Annotated in this window: 27 protein-coding genes and 3 pseudogenes; 2 read left to right on the forward strand and 28 right to left on the reverse strand. The window is 36.7% G+C overall.

Annotation, left to right across the window (positions count from 1 at the left end):
• Positions 1-194: 194 nt before the first annotated feature.
• Positions 195-1,488, forward strand: a pseudogene (locus IGI65_RS12360) (ISL3 family transposase); the annotation flags it as partial.
• A gap of 312 nt (positions 1,489-1,800) precedes the next feature.
• On the opposite strand, the gene IGI65_RS12365 reads toward IGI65_RS12360, so the two are convergent.
• From IGI65_RS12365 to IGI65_RS12495, 27 genes and pseudogenes are all read right to left on the reverse strand, one after another.
• Positions 1,801-1,992, reverse strand: a complete 192-nt coding sequence (locus tag IGI65_RS12365; RefSeq protein ID WP_379924360.1) for a type II toxin-antitoxin system PemK/MazF family toxin — start codon at positions 1,990-1,992, stop codon at positions 1,801-1,803.
• Entirely contained in the window at positions 1,986-2,231 is a 246-nt protein-coding gene (locus IGI65_RS12370) for an AbrB/MazE/SpoVT family DNA-binding domain-containing protein (RefSeq protein WP_010746367.1), read from the reverse strand. Before IGI65_RS12370 ends, IGI65_RS12365 begins: the two co-directional genes overlap by 7 nt.
• Positions 2,232-2,465: 234 nt before the next feature.
• Positions 2,466-2,771, reverse strand: a complete 306-nt coding sequence (locus tag IGI65_RS12375; protein WP_379924366.1) for a BRCT domain-containing protein — start codon at positions 2,769-2,771, stop codon at positions 2,466-2,468.
• Positions 2,772-3,003: 232 nt separating this feature from the next.
• The gene (locus IGI65_RS12380) at positions 3,004-3,522 is read right to left on the reverse strand and encodes a hypothetical protein (RefSeq protein ID WP_412257002.1); all 519 of its coding nucleotides are present in this window, start codon (positions 3,520-3,522) and stop codon (positions 3,004-3,006) included.
• Between the two features lie 17 nt (positions 3,523-3,539).
• A complete protein-coding gene (locus IGI65_RS12385; protein WP_412257000.1) occupies positions 3,540-4,226 on the reverse strand; it encodes a hypothetical protein in 687 nt (228 codons plus the stop codon).
• Between the two features lie 338 nt (positions 4,227-4,564).
• The gene (locus IGI65_RS12390; RefSeq protein WP_071865571.1) at positions 4,565-4,996 is read right to left on the reverse strand and encodes a hypothetical protein; all 432 of its coding nucleotides are present in this window, start codon (positions 4,994-4,996) and stop codon (positions 4,565-4,567) included.
• Positions 4,997-5,031: 35 nt separating this feature from the next.
• The gene (locus tag IGI65_RS12395) at positions 5,032-5,307 is read right to left on the reverse strand and encodes a type II toxin-antitoxin system YafQ family toxin (protein ID WP_071865570.1); all 276 of its coding nucleotides are present in this window, start codon (positions 5,305-5,307) and stop codon (positions 5,032-5,034) included.
• Positions 5,297-5,551 (reverse strand): type II toxin-antitoxin system RelB/DinJ family antitoxin, encoded by a 255-nt coding sequence (locus tag IGI65_RS12400; protein WP_071865569.1) that lies wholly within the window; start codon positions 5,549-5,551, stop codon positions 5,297-5,299. Before IGI65_RS12400 ends, IGI65_RS12395 begins: the two co-directional genes overlap by 11 nt.
• Positions 5,552-5,627: 76 nt before the next feature.
• Complete coding sequence (locus IGI65_RS12405) at positions 5,628-5,759, reverse strand: hypothetical protein (RefSeq protein WP_379924364.1); 132 nt, start codon at positions 5,757-5,759, stop codon at positions 5,628-5,630.
• A pseudogene (locus tag IGI65_RS12410) lies at positions 5,756-6,063 on the reverse strand (DNA/RNA non-specific endonuclease); the annotation flags it as partial. The pseudogene IGI65_RS12410 and the gene IGI65_RS12405, both read right to left, overlap by 4 nt.
• Positions 6,064-6,329: 266 nt before the next feature.
• The gene (locus tag IGI65_RS12415; RefSeq protein WP_249024210.1) at positions 6,330-6,833 is read right to left on the reverse strand and encodes a phospholipase A2 family protein; all 504 of its coding nucleotides are present in this window, start codon (positions 6,831-6,833) and stop codon (positions 6,330-6,332) included.
• A gap of 528 nt (positions 6,834-7,361) precedes the next feature.
• Complete coding sequence (locus tag IGI65_RS12420; RefSeq protein WP_071865806.1) at positions 7,362-7,640, reverse strand: type II toxin-antitoxin system RelE/ParE family toxin; 279 nt, start codon at positions 7,638-7,640, stop codon at positions 7,362-7,364.
• Positions 7,627-7,887, reverse strand: coding sequence for a type II toxin-antitoxin system RelB/DinJ family antitoxin (locus tag IGI65_RS12425; RefSeq protein ID WP_071865807.1), 261 nt, complete (start codon positions 7,885-7,887; stop codon positions 7,627-7,629). The genes IGI65_RS12420 and IGI65_RS12425 overlap by 14 nt, the downstream gene beginning before the upstream one ends.
• A gap of 67 nt (positions 7,888-7,954) precedes the next feature.
• A complete protein-coding gene (locus tag IGI65_RS12430) occupies positions 7,955-8,086 on the reverse strand; it encodes a hypothetical protein (protein WP_379923978.1) in 132 nt (43 codons plus the stop codon).
• Positions 8,083-8,937 (reverse strand): annotated as a pseudogene (locus IGI65_RS12435) (DNA/RNA non-specific endonuclease). Before IGI65_RS12435 ends, IGI65_RS12430 begins: the two are co-directional and overlap by 4 nt.
• Before the next feature lie 245 nt (positions 8,938-9,182).
• On the reverse strand, positions 9,183-9,362 hold the full coding sequence (locus IGI65_RS12440) for a hypothetical protein (RefSeq protein ID WP_438774237.1): 180 nt from the start codon (positions 9,360-9,362) through the stop codon (positions 9,183-9,185).
• Positions 9,352-9,570, reverse strand: a complete 219-nt coding sequence (locus tag IGI65_RS12445) for a hypothetical protein (protein ID WP_033646597.1) — start codon at positions 9,568-9,570, stop codon at positions 9,352-9,354. The genes IGI65_RS12440 and IGI65_RS12445 overlap by 11 nt, the downstream gene beginning before the upstream one ends.
• A gap of 109 nt (positions 9,571-9,679) precedes the next feature.
• Positions 9,680-10,177: a DnaJ domain-containing protein gene (locus IGI65_RS12450; protein ID WP_438774238.1), complete on the reverse strand. Its 498-nt coding sequence runs from the start codon at positions 10,175-10,177 to the stop codon at positions 9,680-9,682.
• 172 nt (positions 10,178-10,349) lie between these two features.
• A complete protein-coding gene (locus IGI65_RS12455) occupies positions 10,350-10,637 on the reverse strand; it encodes a hypothetical protein (RefSeq protein WP_438774239.1) in 288 nt (95 codons plus the stop codon).
• Between the two features lie 900 nt (positions 10,638-11,537).
• Positions 11,538-12,002, reverse strand: coding sequence for a single-stranded DNA-binding protein (locus IGI65_RS12460; protein WP_438774240.1), 465 nt, complete (start codon positions 12,000-12,002; stop codon positions 11,538-11,540).
• A gap of 74 nt (positions 12,003-12,076) precedes the next feature.
• Positions 12,077-12,463 carry a hypothetical protein gene (locus IGI65_RS12465; protein ID WP_438774241.1) on the reverse strand — a complete coding sequence of 129 codons (387 nt, stop codon included), beginning with the start codon at positions 12,461-12,463 and terminating at the stop codon, positions 12,077-12,079.
• A 128-nt stretch (positions 12,464-12,591) separates the two neighbouring features.
• Positions 12,592-12,927: a hypothetical protein gene (locus IGI65_RS12470; protein WP_438774242.1), complete on the reverse strand. Its 336-nt coding sequence runs from the start codon at positions 12,925-12,927 to the stop codon at positions 12,592-12,594.
• A 23-nt stretch (positions 12,928-12,950) separates the two neighbouring features.
• Positions 12,951-13,226 carry a hypothetical protein gene (locus IGI65_RS12475; RefSeq protein WP_438774243.1) on the reverse strand — a complete coding sequence of 92 codons (276 nt, stop codon included), beginning with the start codon at positions 13,224-13,226 and terminating at the stop codon, positions 12,951-12,953.
• Positions 13,227-13,619: 393 nt separating this feature from the next.
• Complete coding sequence (locus IGI65_RS12480; protein WP_438774244.1) at positions 13,620-14,423, reverse strand: ArsR family transcriptional regulator; 804 nt, start codon at positions 14,421-14,423, stop codon at positions 13,620-13,622.
• Positions 14,424-14,945: 522 nt separating this feature from the next.
• Positions 14,946-17,225, reverse strand: a complete 2,280-nt coding sequence (locus tag IGI65_RS12485; protein ID WP_438774245.1) for a TraM recognition domain-containing protein — start codon at positions 17,223-17,225, stop codon at positions 14,946-14,948.
• Positions 17,212-19,572 carry a CD3337/EF1877 family mobilome membrane protein gene (locus tag IGI65_RS12490; protein ID WP_438774246.1) on the reverse strand — a complete coding sequence of 787 codons (2,361 nt, stop codon included), beginning with the start codon at positions 19,570-19,572 and terminating at the stop codon, positions 17,212-17,214. The genes IGI65_RS12485 and IGI65_RS12490 overlap by 14 nt, the downstream gene beginning before the upstream one ends.
• An 11-nt stretch (positions 19,573-19,583) precedes the next feature.
• Positions 19,584-19,931: a hypothetical protein gene (locus IGI65_RS12495; protein WP_412256985.1), complete on the reverse strand. Its 348-nt coding sequence runs from the start codon at positions 19,929-19,931 to the stop codon at positions 19,584-19,586.
• An 86-nt stretch (positions 19,932-20,017) separates the two neighbouring features.
• On the opposite strand from IGI65_RS12495, the gene IGI65_RS12500 reads away from it, so the two are divergent.
• The gene (locus tag IGI65_RS12500; protein ID WP_412257029.1) at positions 20,018-20,104 is read left to right on the forward strand and encodes a type I toxin-antitoxin system Fst family toxin; all 87 of its coding nucleotides are present in this window, start codon (positions 20,018-20,020) and stop codon (positions 20,102-20,104) included.
• Between the two features lie 121 nt (positions 20,105-20,225).
• Here IGI65_RS12500 and IGI65_RS12505 read toward each other — a convergent pair whose 3' ends face one another.
• Complete coding sequence (locus IGI65_RS12505) at positions 20,226-22,718, reverse strand: ATP-binding protein (protein WP_010746387.1); 2,493 nt, start codon at positions 22,716-22,718, stop codon at positions 20,226-20,228.

Raw genomic sequence — 22,718 nt, forward strand, 5'->3', positions numbered from 1 at the left:
ACTGAAAAATAAAAACTTGACTATATAATAAATTCGGTTTGAAAAAGCATTAATCAATATAACTATATATAATATTTCTCGAATTTTCATTAAAAAGTTTTAATATTTATAGAATCGATAATTATTTTATACGAAAACTCAAACTCTAAAAAAACAAAAAGGCTACCTCCTACTCAATCAAAGGAGCGTTCTGTATGTCTGATCTTCATCCTATCAAACTATTACTAGGAATCAAAGATAAAAACATTCAAATCACTCATGTCGAGAAGAAAAAATACATTCAATCAACAGTATCGTTGTTTCTGCTACGCTCATTAAAACGATTCATCGCTGTCCTAGGTGAATCAACATGGGCTGATCGTTAAGAACGGAAAGAAAAAATCGCTGGTCCTTCTCAATAAGTGTGCGAATCAACGGACTTATCTTGCTTTGGCAAGGCAACGATACCTCTGTCATGGCTGTCACACCTATTTTACGGCGAATACCTACATTGTTGAAAAAAACTGTTTTATCGCCAAACAAGCACATTATAAAATATTGGAGGAATTGACTGAAAAGCAAGCAATGACGACGATTTCTAAACATTGCGGCGTTTCTTGGTCAACCGTTTCGCGAACACTCGCTTCTCTGCTCCCCATGACAAAAGTGAAAAGAAATTGGTTGCATCGTTGTTTATTGGTGGATGAATTTCGTTCATTGAAAAATCAAGTTGGTCCCTATTCTTTTTCTTGTATGGATGGCGATACCGGGAAATTACTGGATATTCTTCCTTCACGTAAGAAGAAAGACTTGGTTTCTTATTTTATACAATTTGAACGACGTGCACGTTTAAACGTAAAAATACTCTAACGGATATGAATGCTTCTTATGCTTCGTTGATAAAAGAGTGCTTTCCTCATGCCAAACTCGTTGTGGATCGCTTTCACATCGTCAAGCACCTCATTCGCAGTTTTGAGGATATTCGACTACGAGTCATGAAAAGCTTCGACCGAAACGATCCAATACAAGCCAAACACTATCAACAAGTGAAGGCTTTATCTCGACTTCTGATTACACGACAGGACATGCTTGTTTATGATAAATGGACAAAATGGCGTAATTTTGGTTGGGCCTATCTAACCGAAAGTGAAGTCGTAGAACGTCTGCTTTCTACTTCTGATGAACTACGAATAGCTTATGCTTACTATTAAGAAATTCTTCAAGCTTTTCATGACAAAGAAGCGGACATCTTCTTTCAGCTTGTAAAAACAATGCCCAAGTCGGTTCCAAGAGAACTGCATCATATAAAAAAAGCGTTTATAAACTATGAATCAGGCATTCGTTTAGCCTTAGAGTTGCCTTACTCAAATGCTAAAATAGAGAATCTGCATACCCACATCAAAGCATTGAAACGAATAGCTTACGTGTTTAGAAGCTTTCGTAGGATGAGAACCAGAGTTTTCTTAATCAATCATCTGATCACTTATTAAACATAAAAAACATCTAAAGCAGAAAATAAATTCTACCTTAGATGTTCTTATATCACTCTATCAGTCCTATTTGACAAAGAGCCATTATCTTTTGGATTTTTCTTTACAACCTCATTTGACAAAGTGCCCCTAAAAAAACGGTTGAACATTTCGATTTCTCTACAGCCTGAGAGCTGTTAGATTTTCTCGCAGCTCAATCTTTTTGAAAAATCACTTTTACTTTTCTTAACAGTTCTTCGACAAAATCGTTAGAGACAGTTTCTATAAAATCATATTTTCCAGCACTGTAATCAATTGCAACTAGTTAATCTAGTAATACTTTTCCGGTGGTTTAATTTGATTTTGGTACTGGAACATAAAGAGGATAGTTTCGTTTTGCATTAGGAATTGAAGAGAATATCGCGATATTAGAATATTGCGCAACACCCTTATAGTTTAAACCAATATAAGGTCTGTAACCTTGCTGCTCATGACTTTGTTTCGGATTCAAATTAAATTTTACAATATCACCTTGTTTTACCATAGTTCATTTCCTACTGGTTCAAACTCTACCAATAAACTTTTTAAGGATTCTCCACTATAATCTTTAAATAATTGTTCAAATGTTAACTCATCTTTAGAATCGATACCTAAAACTAGTTTTCCATTTTCAATTTCAACATCCAATTTATCCCCTTGTTTCGCACCGATTGCTTTCAATAGTTCAGCGGGAATTCTAATCGCGTTTGAGTTTCCCCATTTCCCAACAGATATTTGCATCATAATGCTAACCACCTTTCTGTATATCTTCCATGTAATTTGTATGTGTCTGAATTTTAGTTAGTGTGTTTTTAATAAGTTAATTAGAAGATTTTTGATGAGAATAAGAAATTTTTGTTGAGGTAATTGGTACGCAAAATAGACTTAACATGCTGTTTTTTTACAAATTAAGTTTAATATAATCTTATTCGGATTTTCAATAGAATTTTCCTTGTTTTATCCCCCTTTTTTGCTTATTTATACCATTTTTCGATACAACTGACACGAATTTTCGACGGACGTTTCTCCTGTTCGCCTCTCGGATTCCGAAAAAGGATCTGTCAATTTTGTTTGATGATAGCCAACAACTAGTATTGTTGTCTGTTTTGTGACCATATGTTGTACTTTCCACCCCACACCAGTCACAAGAGCCTGTGCTTGCTTTCTCGTCATTGAACTCAGACTTCCTGTAAAAACGACAAATTCTCCTTTTCGCACTTGAAAATCACCTCCGTTTTGAACAAGTCTAATGAACACTAAGAAAGACTGATTTAATAACCACACAAAAAAGTTCAATAGAGTATACCTTATTGAACAAATCTATAACACAAACAGGAGTATATGAGACGTTGAAATTGAGACGGGTTATGAGAAAAGAGGAACCCTTAATTTAAAGGATTCCTCTTTTTTAGTTATCGCTTATTTTTATAGTCTCACAAACCATCGTTTTTGAGAGCGGTTTGTAAGACACCTAGACTGTTATTCTAGTGTGACTCTGATTGTTCCCAGCACTATATTAATTCAATTCTTTTTTTACCATAGAAATAATTTTTTCATTAGCTATTAATATCACGGATATTTTATTTATATATTCTTCATTTTCAATTGTCGCTGTTACTGATACCCTTTCTTCACTTTTAACTCTAGCACTTATATAATTTTCGGGCATTTTATTTTTATTTAAAAACAATCGGTAATTGTCATTATCGACAACTTTATAGTTCCTTTCTTTTAAAAAGTTCTCTAATTCAATAAATCCATCAAAAATTAGAATACTTGATTCAAATATATCGTTTGGAAGATACCATAACAGATAACAACGCTTACCATCTTGTTTTTGCTTAGTATTAAGTATGTGTAACAATTTGTCAAACAGCTCAATTTTATAAGGTGCAGATATTTTCCTATTGAAATATTCAAATGATTCTTTAATGAAAATTTCATCATCAGCATAGTTGGCATCTATAGCTAATTTATCCAAATTAGTTATCATTAGTTTCCATTTACGTTTTAATCCTCTAAGTTTTTTTTTCATTTAATACATACCTAATTTTATTTTGATAAAATTTTTCCATTTCCATCTGTTGAAGCTTTTCTATTTCCTTGTTTATCTTTTATTTTCCACTTTCTTCCGCCATGTCCTGCGGTATCTTTTTCTTTAACATAGCCTGTTTTAGGGTCTTTCCAAGCATTTTTCCCTTTTACTTTTTGGTTAAAATTACCTAATTTGACATTACCATTTGAATCTAACAAACCTTTAGGAATACCATAGGCTCTAGAAGCACTATTTTGTGGATTATTTAGCCAATTCTTAATTGTGTTATATGCCCAGTGTCCAGCTCCAATCGTAATTCCACCTAAAACAATAGCCCCAGTTGCCGCTAAAGCAACTTGTCCAATACCTGGAATAAAGTAAACTCCTGCAGCGGCAGCAAATCTCTTTTGTCGTCCACCATTACTAGGCTGTTCAACTTCCTGCGCTGTTTCTAAAAGTGCTTCTAGTTTTTCTTGATTATAAACTTCTCCATTAATAATTAAATCGTTATCTGTCAACTGAACTGCTGCTACTTCTTCTGTTTTAGTATCATAAGTAGTATTATTATCTTCTTCAATATCATACAAAGAGGTTTGATTATCTTGTTCTATTTCTGTTGCTAAAGCAGTTACACTAGGTATTGTTGCGCTTATACCTAAAATTGCTACCAAAGTTATTACACCAATCTTAAACTTAATATTCATAATTCATCCTCTTTCATTTCTTTATTTGTAGATTTTTAACCCCATCTACATAATAAAAAAATAACGTCTTGACAGTAATAATACAACTTACAATTTCGTCACGTTTTTTACGTAACTTTCTGATATTCTATACCTAGAAAATATTGTTTGTACCTTCAAATTGACACTCCCACGACTTAAGTCGCAGGAGTGTCAATTTTTGTAAATGGTGCTTCTATGACCAATTGAGTTTTTGATACGTCTACCTTGGCATTCCTTTTTCATAATGTGACCATGCACTCCAAACTTTTACCAAATGTTTTTCTTTTTCTGTTGTGTAAACAACCCTGTGTTTGTTGTTAATTCTCACCGTTTGTGAGACTAGTTGATTGAACATATCCTTTGTTATCTAACACAAATTCTTTATCAAACTTTTTGAAGTACATTTTCTCTAATGTATCCTCTAATTTGTACAACTTTTTTTGTGGGATATATGCCTTATCCCATTTCCAATCTATTAAATCATATCTACCAATATCCGCAATTTCTCGTACTTCTTCAATGGATAAGTTTAATACTTTTCTCAAATCTTCAATTTTTTTGTATTGTTTTTTTCTTCTAATCGCAGCTGGTAAATTAATTGAAGAAATTATCTCCATAAACAAGAAAAACGAAGTCCATTCCCAGTAGAAATTATAAACTTTACATACAAACAGTGCGAATAAACCTAACAACACTAAAATAATCGAATATAGCATATCTATTTTTTCATTTTTAACCATTACTCTCATGAAAATCACCTCTCAATCTGCCCGCTTGTAAGACTTCAAAGAACATCGTCATGCTTTCCAGTGGCTAGTAACCATAATTCTAAAATCTCGTTTTTTATTTCGTATACAAGAAGCCAGTCTTTTTCAATATGCAATTCTCTAAGTCCTTGTTTGTTTCCTTTTAACGCATGGTCTCTATACTTTTGATAAAGTATATCTGTTTGTTGCTGGACAAGTAATTCTAAGACAATTTCTAGTTTTTGCATGTCATAATGTTTTTTCTTTAGGGACTTGTAATTTCTTTTAAAAGTGGGAGTACGCTTAATCTTCATCGTTTAAGTCCTTCATTAATTCAGCCACACTATCAAATGATTTATAGTCTTCACTTTTCATTTCTTCTAATGCTTGAGCAAGATTATCTTTTCGTACAGTCATTTCAAAAGGAATTCCTTTTTCACGAACAACTTTAGTTAAAAATATTTTAATACCTGTTGTCAAATCAATTCCTAGAGAATCAAAGATTTCTTTAGATTCTTCTTTTAATTCATCGTCAATTCTAAAGTTAATTTGAGCCATTTTTCTCACACCTTTCATATTATAAGTATAGCACAATTGTATATCGTTGTGAAGTGTTCGCTTTACGGAAAATACGTTAACCACCATTCTTTTCAAGAACATGTGCCATATACAGGCTATCAATACTAGCCATGGGTAGTTTTTCTAGTTCTTCGTAAGTGAAGTCACTGTTTCGTACAATCAAACTTATTTTTTCTTCTTTGGTCATGATTCCCAACTCACTTTCATTGTTCGATCGATTTTACTTGTGCCATCTTCATAGTGAAACATGATGTTTGGCTGCACGTTGTACTCGTAGACATTAAAATTAAGTGTACCTGCACTGTCAATCGCTTGCAACCAGTAGCCCCGTGGCATGCGTTCATTTCGGTCACTATTTGATACACGACTTTATTTCCGTTGATTTTTTGCGCTTCTCGAACCAACTTCTCGTAGGTCGTCTGAACTTTTTGATTCGAAAAAGCGGTCTGTGTGGCAAGATTTTTCGGGTTGTCTTGACTCCCTAATTCTCCACAATTCATCGTTACTAATTTCCTTAAAGTTGCTAACTATCTTATCATAGTTATCTTTCTGTTCGATTTTTTCATTTTTTGGATTACTATTCTTATGAATAGAAAAAGACTGAAAAATTATTACACCAACTAAGATTAGGCAAACGGTTGAAAGTAGCATAATAAGAATGCGTGTCCTTTTTTTATTCATTATTCTTCTCTTAATAAAAAATAAATAGGAGAACAAATATATATAATTTTGTTCTCCTTCATGTAAATAAAAAATTCTACCTCAGCAATTTCCCGCAACTAAAATATTTATATGCAGCTGTTGCATATATTAATTTTGCTGGATTTTGTTGAGCTAATTGGATAACAGGAACAAGGGCTTTACATAGGTTTCTATTACAATTTGTATTGTTCCCTCCCCATTTATAACAACCATCATGTGCTTTACAAGCTCTATCTAAATCATCAATAGGTTTTTTACCATTATTTCCCGGTCCACAATAATTACCATATGAGACACTTGGTATTCTAAGTCTAAGGTACGGAGAAGTTTCATCTTCTGCTTTGATACTATTAAAAGCTTTCCCAGCTTGTATAACAATTTCCCCTTCGTTATTTGCTATTGCACTATCTACATCAAAATATCTGTCGCCTGACTCATCTTGGGTGATATACAAATCCATTTTGCTCATTAACTCACTAGCAAACTCAGGAATTTCACCACCACTTACATTATTTTCACTAGCTGAAACGGTTGAAGGAACCAAAAATAACATTGCCATAAAAAACATACCTACAGACCAAAAAATTTTTTCATTGAATTTACCTCCTGTTTATAATTAAACATTCATTCCCAAAAAAAGAAATATAAACATAAGATACAGAAGCATTCCTCCCCCAAATAGTATTATAAAGTAGAACAACCATTTTGTTGTGTTACTAATGTTATCCATCTTGTTAATTTGTAAAACTATAAAAATAAAAATTCCAATAACTATAATGAGCGGCAAACTTTTAATCAACATTTTAAGCCTCTCCTTTTTTGAAATAGTTAAATAATTAATTTGTATGATTTTAATTTAATTATGCACTGTTTGTATCCGTTTTCCTAACAATTTAATAAAAATATCAAATATATTTCAAAAAACGTTATTTAAAACAAGCTACTAATTTCTATATCTCAAATTCATACTTGATATGAGATATAGAAATCACCCGAATTGCTAGTTAATTTCGCTGATTTGAAAGCCTTTTATGATTTTCTGTAAGAAAAAATTATTTTTAGACGTTCAAACCTATCGTTTGTGAGATTACAAAAGTTCATCATGACTGCCTGTACGTGTCATTGTTAAGATTAAATTTTTATCGTCAATCTTGTAAATGAGTAACCAGTCTTTATCTAAATGAAGTTCTCTGTAACCTTTCCAGTTTCCTTTTAAAGCGTGGTCTCTATATTTTCTTACCAATTCATCTTGGTTGTTTGTGACAAGCAACTTAACTACTTTTTCTAGCTTTTCCATATCGTAGTGTTTTTTCATCATTCTTTTATAATCTCTTTTGAATATAGAAGTGTACTCAATCGTCAGCATTTAAATTCTCCATCAGGTCTGCTACTGAATCAACCTTTGTTGTCAAGCCATTTTCTACTTCATAGCGAGCAATAACATTTTCAATGGGTTCTCTACTTGGTTGGAAAGGTAAACGTTGTTCTCGCACACTTTGCTTTAGAAATATTGTAACGGCTGTGGTTAAATCCATTCCCATATCTTTGTAAACTTCTTTTGCTTGCTCTTTTAAATCTCCATCAATCCGAATATTAAGTCGTGATACAGTCATGAAATCACTTCCTTCCTATAAATAAAGTATACCACATTATAATCACAACGGCAACACGTTGGGATATTTATCCCCCGTTCTTTTCAAGAACATGCGCCACATACAGGCTATCAATACTCGACATTGATAGTTTTTCTAGTTCTTCATAAGTAAAGTCACTGTTTCGTACAATCAAACTTATTTTTTCTTCTTTGGTCATGATTCCCAACTCACTTTCATTGTTCTATCGATTTTACTTGTGCCATCTTCATAGTGAAACACGACGTTTGGCTGCACGTTGTACTCGTAGACATTAAAATTAAGTGTACCTGCACTGTCAATCGCTTGCAACCAATAGCCCCGTGGCATTCGTTCATTTCCTCTAAAAACGGTCACTATTTGAAACACGACTTTATTTCCGTTGATTTTTTGCGCTTCTCGAACCAACTTCTCGTAGGTTGTCTGAACGTTTTGATTCGAAAAAGCGGTCTATGTGGCAAGATTTTTCGGGTTGTCTTGGCTCCCTAGTTCTCCTTTTTTAAAGTTCCCCTCTGTATCAAAGTTAAAACTAGACGTATAGGCAAGCAAATGTCCTCGGTTGACAATTTCTTTTCCATCAACCTTTTTTTGGTGCCAGCCTGTCGGTTGCCATACTTGCCGTTCTCGCCCTTCGGAACGTCCTAAATTTTGTTTATCAAGGTAAGCAGTAACAACAGTGGTGCGGTTCAATGGGTCTAAATCGCCATAAATCACCTTGTTTTCTTGCCACTGGGAAATATCCAGTGTAGACTGCCCATTATTTACGTTTAAAACAGCATTATCGCCACTATGAAAGTCTAAAGCAGCTAATTGGTCGTATTGTTGCTGGTCAATGCTTGTGGTAGCTGTTCCATGGTTTTCTCGCTGTTTTTGTTCGTTTTTACTATCTAACTGATTGCGTACCGTTTGAACGGTTTTATCTGATTGTAAATGTGCGAACCAAGCATTAATTTCTTGCTTATTTCCTAGTCCTAGCCCCACAAGCAAAATCGTAAGGAAGCAGCTTAGCCACTGTTTTTGTTTCTTCGTCATATTCGTTTCCTCCTTCATCATGAAAAGTGTAGACACTTTATTTATGAGTGCCGACACTTTTTTAATCCCACATCAAAATGGGCTTGTTCGTGCGCAATCAATAAGTCCAAACCATGAGCAAGAATTTTGCTCTCTGAAAGGTCGTACTTTTTGGCTAGTGCAGTTAATGCCACTTGCTGTTTTGGGGTTAACGTAGCGACTGCTCGTTTATTTTCTTTTTTTATAGTTATTGTCCTGTTCCTTCTTTAAAACCAAAAGTAGCGAAATAAGAGCCAGCCAACCACAAGAATCACACCAGACAAAAGTATGCGTATCCCTTTTTTAACCAATCGACGCAAGCGACCAAAAAAGAAGGAACGGAGTAAACCAGCGCCAAACGTAGAATAAAAAAGCGGAAAAAGCAATGCCAATAAATCATTTTTCATTTTTGAATCCCTCCTGTTGTCGTCTTCTTTTTACTGCTTGTTTCTCTTTATACGCATACCCTCTGTACGCATTGGGCTTTGATTTATAGCCATAGCCTTGGGCGTCGTCTAAAATTTCCCCTGTGTCCATTTGAACAATCACAAATCGAGGGTCATAGCGCTTGGATAAGGTTTCAGAAGCAACGGCTTTTATATTTTTTCCAATCATGTGATACACTCCCTTCTCTCGTAAGGACAGCAGGTGGGCTGTTCTTACGAGGGGTTTTCTTGTATTTTCTTGTTTTTTAGTCTATACTCAACGTGTAAATTAATTTTTTTCAGTTTTGAAGTCCTGTAGTGAGGGCTTCTTTTTTTGTGTCCACTTTTTGGGAGCCGTACATTTCACGAAGGGTGTTCATATCGTAATGTTTCCGACTACATTTTTTGTAGTCACTTGGCGCTTTATACCATGCGTATTTTTTAGGTGAATAACGAAATGCTAGGGCTTTTATATCGTCCTTATATGGTTTGGTATTTCTCGTTAGCCAGATAAACGTTCCCACGATTTCAATTGCTACACCGTCCATTTTTAGATTGAAAAGTTGGTTTATAATGTCCTTGAATTGTTCGGGCGTTTCAGTCGTTTCTTTGGTGTAGGTTTCGCCATATTTGTTCTTGTGAGTGTTTTTCAACTTGCTAAACAATTCATCATATTCATTGTTCAGTTGCGCCATTTCTTCATTGCTGCCGCCACAATCGGGGTGTAATTTCAATGCTAGTTTTTTATAGGCTTTCTTTAATTCTTCAAGGGTTGATACCTGTTGAATGTAGGTCATTTTTTATCAGCGCCTTTCTTTCTTAGTTGTTCCATTCTTCTGTAAGCATTCTCATAGTCTCTGAAAATACCAAAGTCAGAAGCTAGTTTCCTTTTTTTTTCGCACTTTATAATAGATACCGTTGTTGTCTAAAAAATTCCGAATGACTATTTTCTCAATCATATAAGACATTTTACCGTCCCTCTTTTCGGTTTTGCGTCACTTTTAAAATTAAATCAGGCGTTTTTAGACGATAATCTGCGTCCTTAGTTGTCATGTATGCCGAAAAATCACTGATTCGGTTCGTCAAGCTTAACCACTGGTTGGCAGAAGTCTTTCTTTGTAAAATAATTAAGCCGTTGGGAATTCTAACCTCTTGCCGTTCTAAATCAAATGTGCCGTAAATCTCCGCTTTTAACTGCTTTTTCGCTGTTACCATTTCTGATTTTGTTTGAAATTCCTTACTAATTAATACCGTCATTTTTGATTTTCCTTTCTTTTTTGGTTTTTGAACAACCATTTTTGTTAGGCGTTTGAGGAAGTGAAGCTGGACGGTTAAATTGTCCTTTTCGTCAAACGGTGTAGACTATCCCCCTTTGCGTTTTGTTTTCGATTGTTCATTTTCACCAGTGTGTTCGTGTCGTTTGCTGTGTAGTGAAAGAACCATAGACACCAAGAAAACACAAGGGCGAGCTTGCTCGTGCATTTTACCCTTGTGTTTTCGACTGGCTGTGGTACTGTAGCAAGCAGTGAATGGCACGGACACACGAAAAGGGGCAAGCGAAAAACGCAAAGGGCTGCGTGACACCGTTTTGACATCAGAAAAGGAGAATTTGAGCGGAATGGTTTTGACCTTTGCCTTGTGCAACAAGGCTTTCTTCCGAACGGCGGTGTCGGTTGGAGTAAGGAAGAAACAGCTCTTTTTTTTGATTTTTACCAGCAAAAAAGCCTTGTATCTGCAACGATACAAGGCTTTTTATGGTATAATAATAGAGTAGAAAGTTTATGGCGGTGGCAATCTCTCATAAAGGGGGAATGCCTATGTTTTTCATTGTTTGCTTTTTCCCTAGAAAGGAATAGCTTTGACTGTTTTTGAAGCGTTAATGTTTGCATTAGCATTCGCAACATTGATTCTGAAAATCAGTAACAACAAGAAAAAATAGACCCGTCATAACCTTTGGCTAGGTGACTGGTCTATTTTTGACGAATAATCTTAGCTACCGTCTTAAACGGTCTACTTGAGGGCGTATTTATCGTACGTCCTCTTTACATAGTCATTATACCACATTTTGAGCGAGAAGAAAGGCGGAAGCCTTTCTTTTTTCATGCGCTCCTAAACGGTGGTGGCGGTGGGAGTGTGGAGCGCATGAAAAAACAGCCCTTATTGATTGTAGCCATATTCAGACATGCCATTCAATGGCGGTTGTTCATACGGTGGTTCTTGGTTCATATAGGCTGGTTCAATAGTAGGTGGCGTCGGATTTGATTGTGGGATTCCTTGTTGCTTTTGCTCCCGATTCTGTACCGTTTCTTTGGACTCTAAAAATTCAAAGTCTTCCACCACTAGCTCGGTCACATAATGCGTAATTCCTTGTTGGTCATCATAAGAACGGGTTTGTAGTTCACCATTTGCCCCAATCAACGCTTCTTTTTGAGTAAATTTGGCAAAGGCTTGGGCTGGTTTTCCCCACAAAACACATTGAACAAAAGTTGTCGGTATATTGCCATCTTTATCGGGTCTCTTACGTTTGCAGGCAAGCGTGAAATTTGCGACACTCTTTCCATTGTTTGTGGTGCGCAACTCTGCCCCTTTCGTTAAGCGTCCTACTGCGTGTACATTAATCATTGTTTTTCCTTCTTTCCTATTTTTTTATATTAGCCCACGGGTGGTTATCCACCCGTGGAAATTAATATCATTTTCTAAAAATAAAGTAATTTACCTGTATCAAATGTAAATAGCGTCTCTATCAGCACGCCACCTATTGGAGCGGTGTTCTGTACAAAAGGTGTGATTGTTTCTTTTTTTCCATGTCTGTTAAAGTAGGAAAATGTAACAAGTCCTTGTTCAACGTTCAGCACTGTAAATTGCAGGTTTAAAATGCGGTAGCTAGCGCCTTTTTTACATTCTGATAATGGCAAGGAATGAAGTTGAGCAAATGCTTCTGCCGCTTTTTTTGTTGGTCTGATAACAACATATTTTTCACATTCCTTTAATTCAGTGTATTTTTTCATACTTTCCTTAAATTCTTTGCTTGTAATTTCTTCAAGATAAACAGCTGTGTAGTTTTTATAGTTTCTCACTTTCATTTGAGAACGTCCCCTTTAGATTCCGCAAGCTCTAGGGCTTGCGGAATCTTTTTATTGTCAAATAAGTTAAGGTACGTTATACTAGTTTTACATTATTAACTCGTATAACGTGTAGAAATCTTTTGTCGTTAGCAAAAGGTTTCTTTTTTTATGCTTTTGTTTGGTTTGGAAGAATAGAGCTGTTTTAGGTCAACTGCTTTTTCAGCTAAAAACGCAAACATTTTCTTGTTTTTATAAAATCCATCGCCTATATCTATACGATAATGATTGATTATTTCGCCATTGACGATTTCGTCAAAATAAAATTTGTAGTATCCTTGTTCATTTTTCACTGCTTCATCAAGTATCTGTAGTTGTGAAATTAAATGAAGTGTTACTATTTCGCCTTTATATGTCCGCATGTCGTTGCTTCGTTCGTTGAATTCTACGATTAAATAATTTTCAGGTAATTTTGTACTATTCATTGTAACGTTCCTCCTCTTCCATTCTAGTTGAAATTTTCTAGTTTACCGTTGTTTATTTCCCATTCGTACCACTCGCTAAAGTCTTGTACCATTCCATTTATTCTATGTTTATCTTGTTCTTTGGCTTCTTCTTCGTTCATAGGGTCAAGAGCGGTTGGTTTGTCTTCTGGAATGGCATAACAGCCTATCCAAGTGGTAAAATTTCCTTCAAAACAACCATCAATTTTTAAATGTCGTTTTGCCAATTGTTCGTTTGCTTGGTTTTTTAATCCTTTTACAAATTCGTTATCGTTAAACATTTTCTTTTCCCTCTTTCAAAAATATTTGTGTTTTTTCAACAACCATTTTTGTCTGGCGTGAGTGAGGGAAGCTGTTCGCTTCTTTGGCTCATGCTAGGACTTGTTGCACTCTCCCCCTTTTCGTTTTTAGATTTGATTGTTCATTTTCGCCAGTATGTTTCGGTCGGTTGCTGTGCCGTAAAAGTTTCATAGACATCAAGAAAACACAAGGGCGAGCTTGCTCGTTTATATACCCTTGTGTTTTCGACTGGCTGTGATACTGTAACAAACAGCAGCAGACCGTTACATACGGCAATGCACCATCATAAAAACGAGTAGGTGGGAACAAGTCCGTCAAAGCATGAGCCAAAGAAGCGAAATTCAATGCACTTAAAAGAACTAGTCGCAAAGCGGCTAGTTCTTTCCTTTTTTCTCACTCCAATTGATAAATTTATCTTCTTCTAGTAATTGTTTCATTTCATATTCAAATTCTTCGGCAGAAAAAACATGCAATCGTTCAAACACTTCTTCTAAATTTTCGCCTTGTTGATAAATGAAATATTCTTTAAATAGTTCTAATTCTTCCTTTATGATTGGACTAGGTGTGACATAAATTAAACGGGCGTCTTCGTAAGTCGTTAAACTTTTAATATATTTTGGAAAGACCCCCTCACGGTAACGATTCCTTGTTTTTAAAGTCAATTCGATTTCAAATTGCCACTCCACTTCTCGTCCGTCCTCACCAGTAAAAACGAAAATAAAATCAGGGACAAAGTATTTTACGCCTTTTTTATTTTTCTTTTGGTCTTTGACTTCATAGACTTTCCGTCGTTCTGAAACCACAGCTTTTAAATGAGTGTGGCGGTGGCAAAGCTGCAACATTTTAATTAGATAATCATTGATTTGTAAATGGTGCTGCAAATTGTATTCGGGAACTTTTGGTAGAGTGTAGTATCCGCCAATGTAATTATGTCCTTCTTTTGTAAGATAGTAAAAAGTGTTCATTCCATTTTGTGACCTAGCAATAAGTTTCTCTGTCTTTAATAAACTTAAATGTTTGTATACCGTTCTTTCTGCGGATAGTTGCCCAATTTGAAAAAAGGCAATTAATTGTTGAGGGGAAATCACTCTCAGTTCATGAAGCAGACACAATATAAGTAAACGTGTTTTATCTTGCTTTGAGTAATCAATGTAGTAGTTGTAAAGTAAAGGTTCCAATTTATCACCGCATTTCTAAAAAGGTACAAATAGGCATTGCCTATTTGTTTCATTGAAAAAGAATTTCTTAAACATCGTGTAGAAAGTCTTTTTCGAGGTTGAAGTCCCTCAAGTTTTTGTGAGGGATTTAGGGAGTTGTTGCTCTTAGCGATAGCCCCTTCAAGGTTTGGTGAAGGGGCGTCTATCGCAAGGGGTAGTTGTTAATCTTTTGAACTTAATCTTTTGAATTCATCTCTTGAACTTAATTATTATTATCTTACTTCTATCTTATATATTTTTCTCTATTCTGTTTGTCCTCGGCGCTTGGTATTTTTTTCGTAGTTGTAAAATTCCTGACCATTTTCGCTTATAAGAGGGTTTTAACCCACGTTGAGCGAAAATGGTCAGGAATTTTACAGGCGGAGAAAGCCTTTGATACCAAGCGCCGAGGACGTGCTACTAGTATTTTGTTTTTGCATACTTACTGCATACTATCTGCATATATACTGCATACTTACTGCCGATATTTGCAGACGACTTTCATTAATTTCGCTTATTATTTTTAAGCCAATCGAGTGCGTTTCGCACATAAACGGTTTGTGGTGGCTCGTCTACATTCTTGGCAGTACGTGACACAATGAACTCACCTGTACGTAACGCTTTAATCGCATTTGGGTTGATTTTGAAGCGATCGACGTTTCGTTTTGTCCCACGTTCGCCTGTCCAATCGGCTTTTCCGACATCAGAATACCCGTCTTCTTGTTCAATCATGCTCGTTACCTCAATGTCTTCATAGGTACCCATTGTGTTACTCCAATACTCTGCTTCGCCAGTCTCATTCGTCTTCCCAATAATCAATGTATTTACATTTCCGACGAGTTGTTCTTGCAATTTATCGCCTAGTTTTGCAATATCTGCCATTGTTTGTGGGGAGAAAATGGCGTGGACACCTGCACCACGACCTTTGTTTACCATGTCGATAAACGCTTCGTTTAAGTAAGAAGCAGGCTCATCAAAGAGTACCAGTATGCCTTTACTTTGGTTTTTTCGATACATTTCTGACGCAAAATAATTGACGTCCCCCACAAGCATTTGTGCTAATGTACGAATGTATTCTTTGTAAATCAATCCATTTAATGAGACATACACAATCTCATTTTGACGAGCGATTTCTTGAATATCTAGTTTATCTAGTTTGTTTTCTGCACCTTTTGTATCAAACAACTCCCCCAATTTGCTATCAAGTAACATGTTTAAATTGGTCTGTAATGCTTCGGAAGTCTCGTACAAATAAAACGGAGAGTCTTTGTGTTCATAGCGAATAAACAATCGTTCAAACAATTTCCGCTTGACGTTCTCCCCTGTTTCTGCATTTTTTGGTAGGTACTTAAGGTTCCTTTTGAGTAATATATAATACGAATCTAAATCCAATGTTTCACGATTAAGAACAATCGTTTCTGTCTCTGGTTGTGTGTCTCCTTGTTGGAAAATGTTTCTAAATTTACTGTCTTTTACTTGCGATTTTTTCACTTCTTCTTGGTTCTCATTCTCCGTTTGAATGTCTGAATCATCAAGTATTTGTGTTACTTCTTTTGCTGCTTTTTTCTTTGGACGCTCTATTTTTTTCTCTACCTCAATCTCAAATAACTTGGGATTATTGGGTAAGATAGCGTCCGCAAACAAGTGCAGAACGTTTCTAGGAAGCAAGAATTTTTGCACAAAAGGCAAACTTCTTTCGATACCTGTGGTTGTTTCGGTGTCACCTGATAGGTGGACATCAGCACCTTTGAACTCGTCTAATAATTGAATAGTGACTTGCAAAAGAGCTTTTGCGGCGCCTGAATAAAAGACGCTCTCTGTCTCTGCTAAGGTAACCAGCTTATCTCGAATCGATATATCATTCCCATGTTCTACTGGGTTGTATCGCATATCCCCATCATCTGTAAACGCTCGTACTTCTTTATCGTAGTACCCAGCAATCGCTTGCATGGCTTCCAATGTATCTCGTGCGCCTTTACCATCAATCAGTATCGCTGGCATATTGAATTTAGCAGCATATTGAACGAATAATTGAAGCAAAACGGTCTTCCCTGAACCAGTCGTGGCTGGGATTAACGCATGTTGATTAAACTCGTCAAAGTCCATGATATAAGGCAGCCCAAACTCACTTGTCCCTAGCAGAAATTGTTTTTTTAGTTGTTCATACAACGCAAAGTCCATGGTTTCAATGGCAGTTTCATACGCACGTTCATGTTCTTCTGTATATCGTTGCGATTCTTTGAACTTCTCTTTCTTTCGTTTCTTGTAGTCTTTGGATTGTAGAATTTGCTTGCGCTCCTCTTCTTTTGACACGACTTTCCGCTTGGCGATAAATGCTGAAAATGAAACAAAGATACTGCCCATGCCACACCCACCAAGCACTAATGCGACGATTGTTTGCCAGCTAAATTGTAGGCTGGTGTGTAACAAGTTAAGTGGAAAGAAGAGATAGGCGGAAAAGTAGCCACGTGGAATCCATAAAGTAAAACTGAGTAGGTTAAGAATTGAAAAGAGAAAAGCTAGGCTAAAAAAAAGAGAGCTTCCACGCTTTAGGAAGCTCTCATAGTCCATGTCATAGACATGTGCTGCTTTCTCTTTCTTATCAATTAGTTGTACCACTAATAAAGGAATAACGCCCGTAAATGAAAAAGGATAAAGCAACACACCTACAAAACAAAAGGCAAGGAGAAGTTGCTGATATTTTGTCCGTTGTGGGGGTTGGTTGGTTCCTTTTGAAGGATTTTTTGACTGAAACAGTCCATTAAAAAAATTATTTTCTTGCACGAGGTCGTCTCATTCCTTTCATTGGATTTTTTGCAGAAGGTGGGGCTGTCTTCGCTTTAATGGTTCGACGAACAGCGGACCCTTTCGGTGCTTTTTTTATTTTTACAGGTGGTGCATTTCGTTTTGCCATGCGTGTGATCGGTGGCACAACGGTTGTCGTCGGACGACTTTCTGTTGCTTGAACCTTCGGTGATGGTTGGTCAATGACTTGTTGAACAGCTTGCATTTTTTGACGAACAGGTGCTTTATGTCGCAATGGACTGCCCCCCGTTCCGTTTAAGGAGCGTCCTCTTGATTGGCTGTTGGTTTTAGGTGTAATCGTTGTATTGGCAGGTTTTTGCCCAATCGTTCGGTGTTGGCTACGGGCGACCGACCGATTGTTTGTCGCTTGCCGCTGTTTGGTTCCCGTCTGTGCAGCTTCTGTCTTAGCCAGCGCTTGTTTTTGCCCTTGACGGCGTGCCGCTGAACGTTGCCCGTCGACGCTTCCTTTTCGTGATTGTCCTATCCGTCGGTTGTTTTGACGGATTTGTGTCCCTTGTTGTTTCTCTCTTGGGTCGGATTTTCCGTCTGCTAACGGGGTTCCTTTCCTCAAGTTTTGATTGGCTGCCACAAGTGCCGCTGCTGTTTGCAGGTTCTCCTTGTCGTAGGCTTTGCGTTGACGTTGACGAGCAAGCTGTTGTTGTTCCTTCGATTCTTGCTGGCGTCCTTTTTCGTGTAAATTTTGTAGGTTCTGTTGCGCTTTTTCCACACTGCTTGGGGCTTTGTGCTGTGCTTTTGGTTTTAACTCACGTCGTAAGGCACTGCGCTTGGCTTCTCGTTCTTTCACGGGTTTTTGTTTCAATCCAAGCTCTTGTTTTCCTCGTTTTTGTGCTTCTTCTTGGCGTTTTCTCAGTGCGGCTTTTCGTTCTTCTTTGGCTTGTTTGCGGTGTTCTTTGTTGGCTGCCTTCTGTTCTTTTGCGGCTTCACGCATTTTCTTTTCGGTACTAAATGGGTGGGTTGCAAACGCCATAGCGTCAGCTAAAGAGACCCTTCCAGTAAACAGACTACCTAAGAATTTACGGAAGATATACAGACCTAATGGCGTCAACAAGTAAATTAAAATCGTTAAGATTTTTTGCCATGGATTATCAACAGCGTTACTTAATTGAAACCCTAAAGACAGAAACGTGGCAAAGAAGATACAGGCGAAGCCCGTCATAGCCTTCATGAAAATGGTCATGCCAAAGGCTTTGAAATAATTCACAAAAACGTTGATTCCTATCATGAATAAACCGACTAAAAGAAGAATTGGTAAGAGTGGTAATAAAAATATCTGCATAACTGCAATGACTAGACGGACAAAGCAAAGGATAAAATAAACAATCGTTTGAATCAAATTCACGACAATGTAAAACACACCGTAGAAAGTATTATCCAAATTTTTGAAATACATAATGTTTCGGTTTTTCAATTCGTCTGCTTCATATTTTGTGACGTCCTCATGAAGTGTAACATTATCATCATTGGTCACATCATTATCTAGTAAAATGTTGATACGGTCGTATTCTGAATCTTTGTATTCGACTTGTTTTTTACGAATGGTTTCAGAATTAGACGTACCATAATTCATGAGTAAATAAGGTTCATACACATTGGTGTAAAACACACGAGAAGCAATTAGTTCTCCTGCGCTTTTCATGCGCTCATTTACGTTCCCATCTTTACTTTCTGGAACACTTTCACCATTTAATACAGGATTGACTTTTACAAATGCTGCTTCGATTTGTTTGTCTGCGTCAAACATTTGGTTGAACAACGAATCGGACGTGTTTGCGTCTTTACAAACGGAAAGTCCTGTAAAGATAAGTATGGTCATTAGAAAGACTCGTAGCGCTTGGCGAAATCGCTGCTCACCAATGAATTTAATTCCCATAATTAACGTAACAAAACCAATCCCTATCGTTCCAGCAATGCTTAACATGTTTCCTGCGATATTGGAGGTCAATTGTTGGATAGGCTGCTTAATTGGTGTAACAACGTCCATACTAAAAAGGAACTTGACCATTTCAGCATTGAATTGACCAAGCCCTTTAACACCAGCCCATGTAAAATTTTTCAGTGTCGCTGACGCATTGGTAATAGCTTCTTTCACACCAAAAACACTATCTTTTTCCATTTCTTTGGTCATTAATTCAAATGAATTATCCTTGTAATTTTCGTAAATGGTATCTACGTCTGTGGTAGGTTCCCTTACAATCACTTTATTTTCGTCAGGTTCAGGTGCTGCAAACACGAGAGTAGATTGTGTAAACATAAAAAAACAGCCTACAAAAAGTAGGACTGTTAATAGTAGTGATTTCTTTTTCAAAGTATCACCTCTTATTCTTCTTTTTTCATTGTGAGTTTCTTATCTCCATATTCAAGAGATATATCCCCGTTTTTAATCTCAATATCATTAAAAATTTTTTTCTTTTGGGGTAATGAAATTACGATTCGCTTTTCTTTTTCTTTGACTTCATAGGTGCCAGTCTTAGCGACCTGCCCTGCTACTAAAAACTCAATGTTTCCATCTTCGTAAAATTTCATCTTATCACTTTCAAAATCATTGTATTTTAATTTCCATTTTCCACCATCAGCAGTCAATGTATCTTTAATAGAGTTTCCTCCACAACCAGTTAAAATTAAGATACCTAAAAATCCAATAATCCAAGGAAGTATTTTTTTCACTTCGTTCACTCCTTTTTCAACTATTTTTACGGTATAATAAGCTGTCGCCTATCCGACAGTCTTGCGACTGGAAGGAGGTGTACAAAATGACCCAAGATTTTCTTTGCCCCCTTCTTGTCGGCATACTCATTGCCTTATTCGAGTATTGGCTGAATAAACGAAACAAGAAGTAAAACCATTGAAGGCGACATCAGCCCACAAAAAAGCCCCTAGAGACTCCGACCTCTCTAGGGGCTTCGTGTACAAAATGACCCATCTTTGCACCCCTAGTATATCATATTTCTTTAAATAGTTCTAGGAACTTTGTTCTAATGCCAGCGCCACTTGGGTCGCTTCGTCTTCTTTATTGGTAGAAGAAATCGCAAGTAGCCAGCTATCAAATAACACATCAATGGCAATCGGTTGATTCCGTCCTCTGTGGTCTTGGAAAAGACACGTCCCTGATTTTAGTTCATTCATTAGCTGAACGTTGGCGCTATTAGGTTCCATACCAAAGAAGTGTAACACTTTTTCTTGTGCTTCTTTTTGATTGGGACGAAAGGCGAACTTATACGATAACAATTCCTTCTTGTCTTCTCTATCATAATCCATAAACGCTTGAGTGACAAGGTATATATCCGTCATGTTCGCACGTCCCTTACGCAAGCTGTCTTCAATTAAGAATCGTCCTTGGGAAGTATCTTCAAATCCTTTGGCTTCATCAAAGATAATGGCTGCGTCCTCGTCTTTATCCGTAGAGAAAATGTAGGTCATTTTCATTATGACTTCCATAATCGACATACCTGCAATTTGCTCGTTTTTTAACTTATTGGCAGCTATTTCGTCCTGTGTGGGGATTTGTAGCCCTTGGGTACCTAATACATTGATTTGATTTTCAAAGCGAATTGGCTCGCTGTAATCGTTCCCTAAAAGTATTTTTCCTAACCCGACATTGTGACCTGAAATTAATTTAGCCAGTTTCTCGTCTTTTTCTCGAATGACCTCAATCACTTTGCTCAAGTGCTTCTTTCCTCTGCCATTCATGACCGCCTCCACTGATTCTAAAATCAACGTTTTCTTATCGTTTGACGTATGGCTATCTTTGTCCACTTGTCCAAAGTTTTCTAAAACGGTTCGTGCAGTTTCGATTGCTTCTTCCCTTGGTAAAAACAATAATGGGTCAAGCATTCCTCGATATTTTTCTTCTTTTGATAGTGAAATAAAATTAATTCGCTCAAACAACGCTTTAAATTCAGGAATATATCCAAATTTTTCTAATGCTTTTCGGAAAAATTTTTCTGTTTCATTTTTGGGGTCAACGTAAAGGATTTTTTGCCCTAAAAAAGTGAGCCACAAGAAAATGTATTTCACCAATACGGATTTTCCCTGACCCGGCGGACCAATAATCAACGTATTTCCGTTAGTATGTTGGGCGCCTTCAATGGCTCGTTTCGTTAAATTCGGGAAAAACCAAATGATTTTACTAGATAACGATAACGCATGTTGAACGGATTTAAACTTCTTCGCTGTAATCACTCGACCAAGTGGCATACCATAGCGATTCCCCACCTCTTTTTCAAGGTCAAGTCCAAAATCAGCCACATATCCTGTGGTAACCACTTGTTCATAGCTCTTAAATTTGCTGACACTGCCGATTAAGCATTGATTGAAAAGGGTTAGTTGGTCAACAAGTGGGCGATAGACCTTGTAAGCTGTACCATCAAGAACAAATTCTACTTCTTTGATTCGTTCTTCTAGCTCTTTTTTGCTTTCTGCCGCTAATACAAACGTAATTGTCATGCGACACAAGCGACGTTCTTTGCTTTTTAATCGCTCATTAAGGTCTCTCAACCGTTCTTCCCCGAACAATACGACCTCATCATCATCTAAAATGCCGTCAACGGTTTCTTGGTCTTTGTCCTGTTCAAAAATCCGCTTCCTCATTTTATGCACGTGTCGACGGTCTTTATCCTCATGGTCAAATGTCACTCGTACATGTGTTTCAATAGGCGAAGACAAGCTATCCTGTAAATTTTGAACAAATGCGCTGCCAAACATACTCGTAGGAACGTCCGTTAATGTTAGAAAAGAGAGATAATGGGTCTTCCCTAACTGTTCGACGGTTAGATAACCACTATGATTTTCAATCACCCCTTCGGTCATTTCTTCTACAAGTAATTCACGTTGTGGTAAGCGTGTATTTGCACGGTGGAAGAAATAATAAAAAAGACGCCCCATTGTTTTTGTATCTAAACGTTCGATTTGTTTGTAATTCGCTAAGTCATTGTACAATTGTTTTTCTGCTTTGCGAAACGTTGATAACAGGACACTTCTTGGCACTTTTTGCCCTGTCAAACGGTGAATCAATCGTCCACACATATCTTTAAACAATTCAACGTATTCTAAAGGGTTGGCTACTTGAATAGGTGTAGTAAAACGGACAAATAAATACGTGTTGTACTGGTTCATTTGTACTTCGTCCTGCAAAATTTCTCCTGCTTGTCGAAAATAAGTTTCCCCAAGGTCTGAAAAACTTCCTCGTACGAGTTTGTCAATGGTTTCTTCTACATGGTCTTCTAAGTCAAAGTATTCAGGAATATTCATTAAATGATATTCGTAATTGTCATGTTCAAAGATTCCCTCCCCATCTTCAATGTACTCCTTAAAAAAATCTAAATCATTTAAAGGAAAAACTTGGTGGGCGATTTTGTAGCCTACCCAAACTTCTTGTGTTTCTGTAAAAACAAAGTTCTCTGTCATTGCTTCCACTGGAAAAGCTAATCGAGGTTCCTTCTTTTTTAGTGCCAC

Source organism: Enterococcus sp. DIV0755b (assembly GCF_051713765.1).
Lineage (GTDB): Bacteria > Bacillota > Bacilli > Lactobacillales > Enterococcaceae > Enterococcus_C > Enterococcus_C canintestini.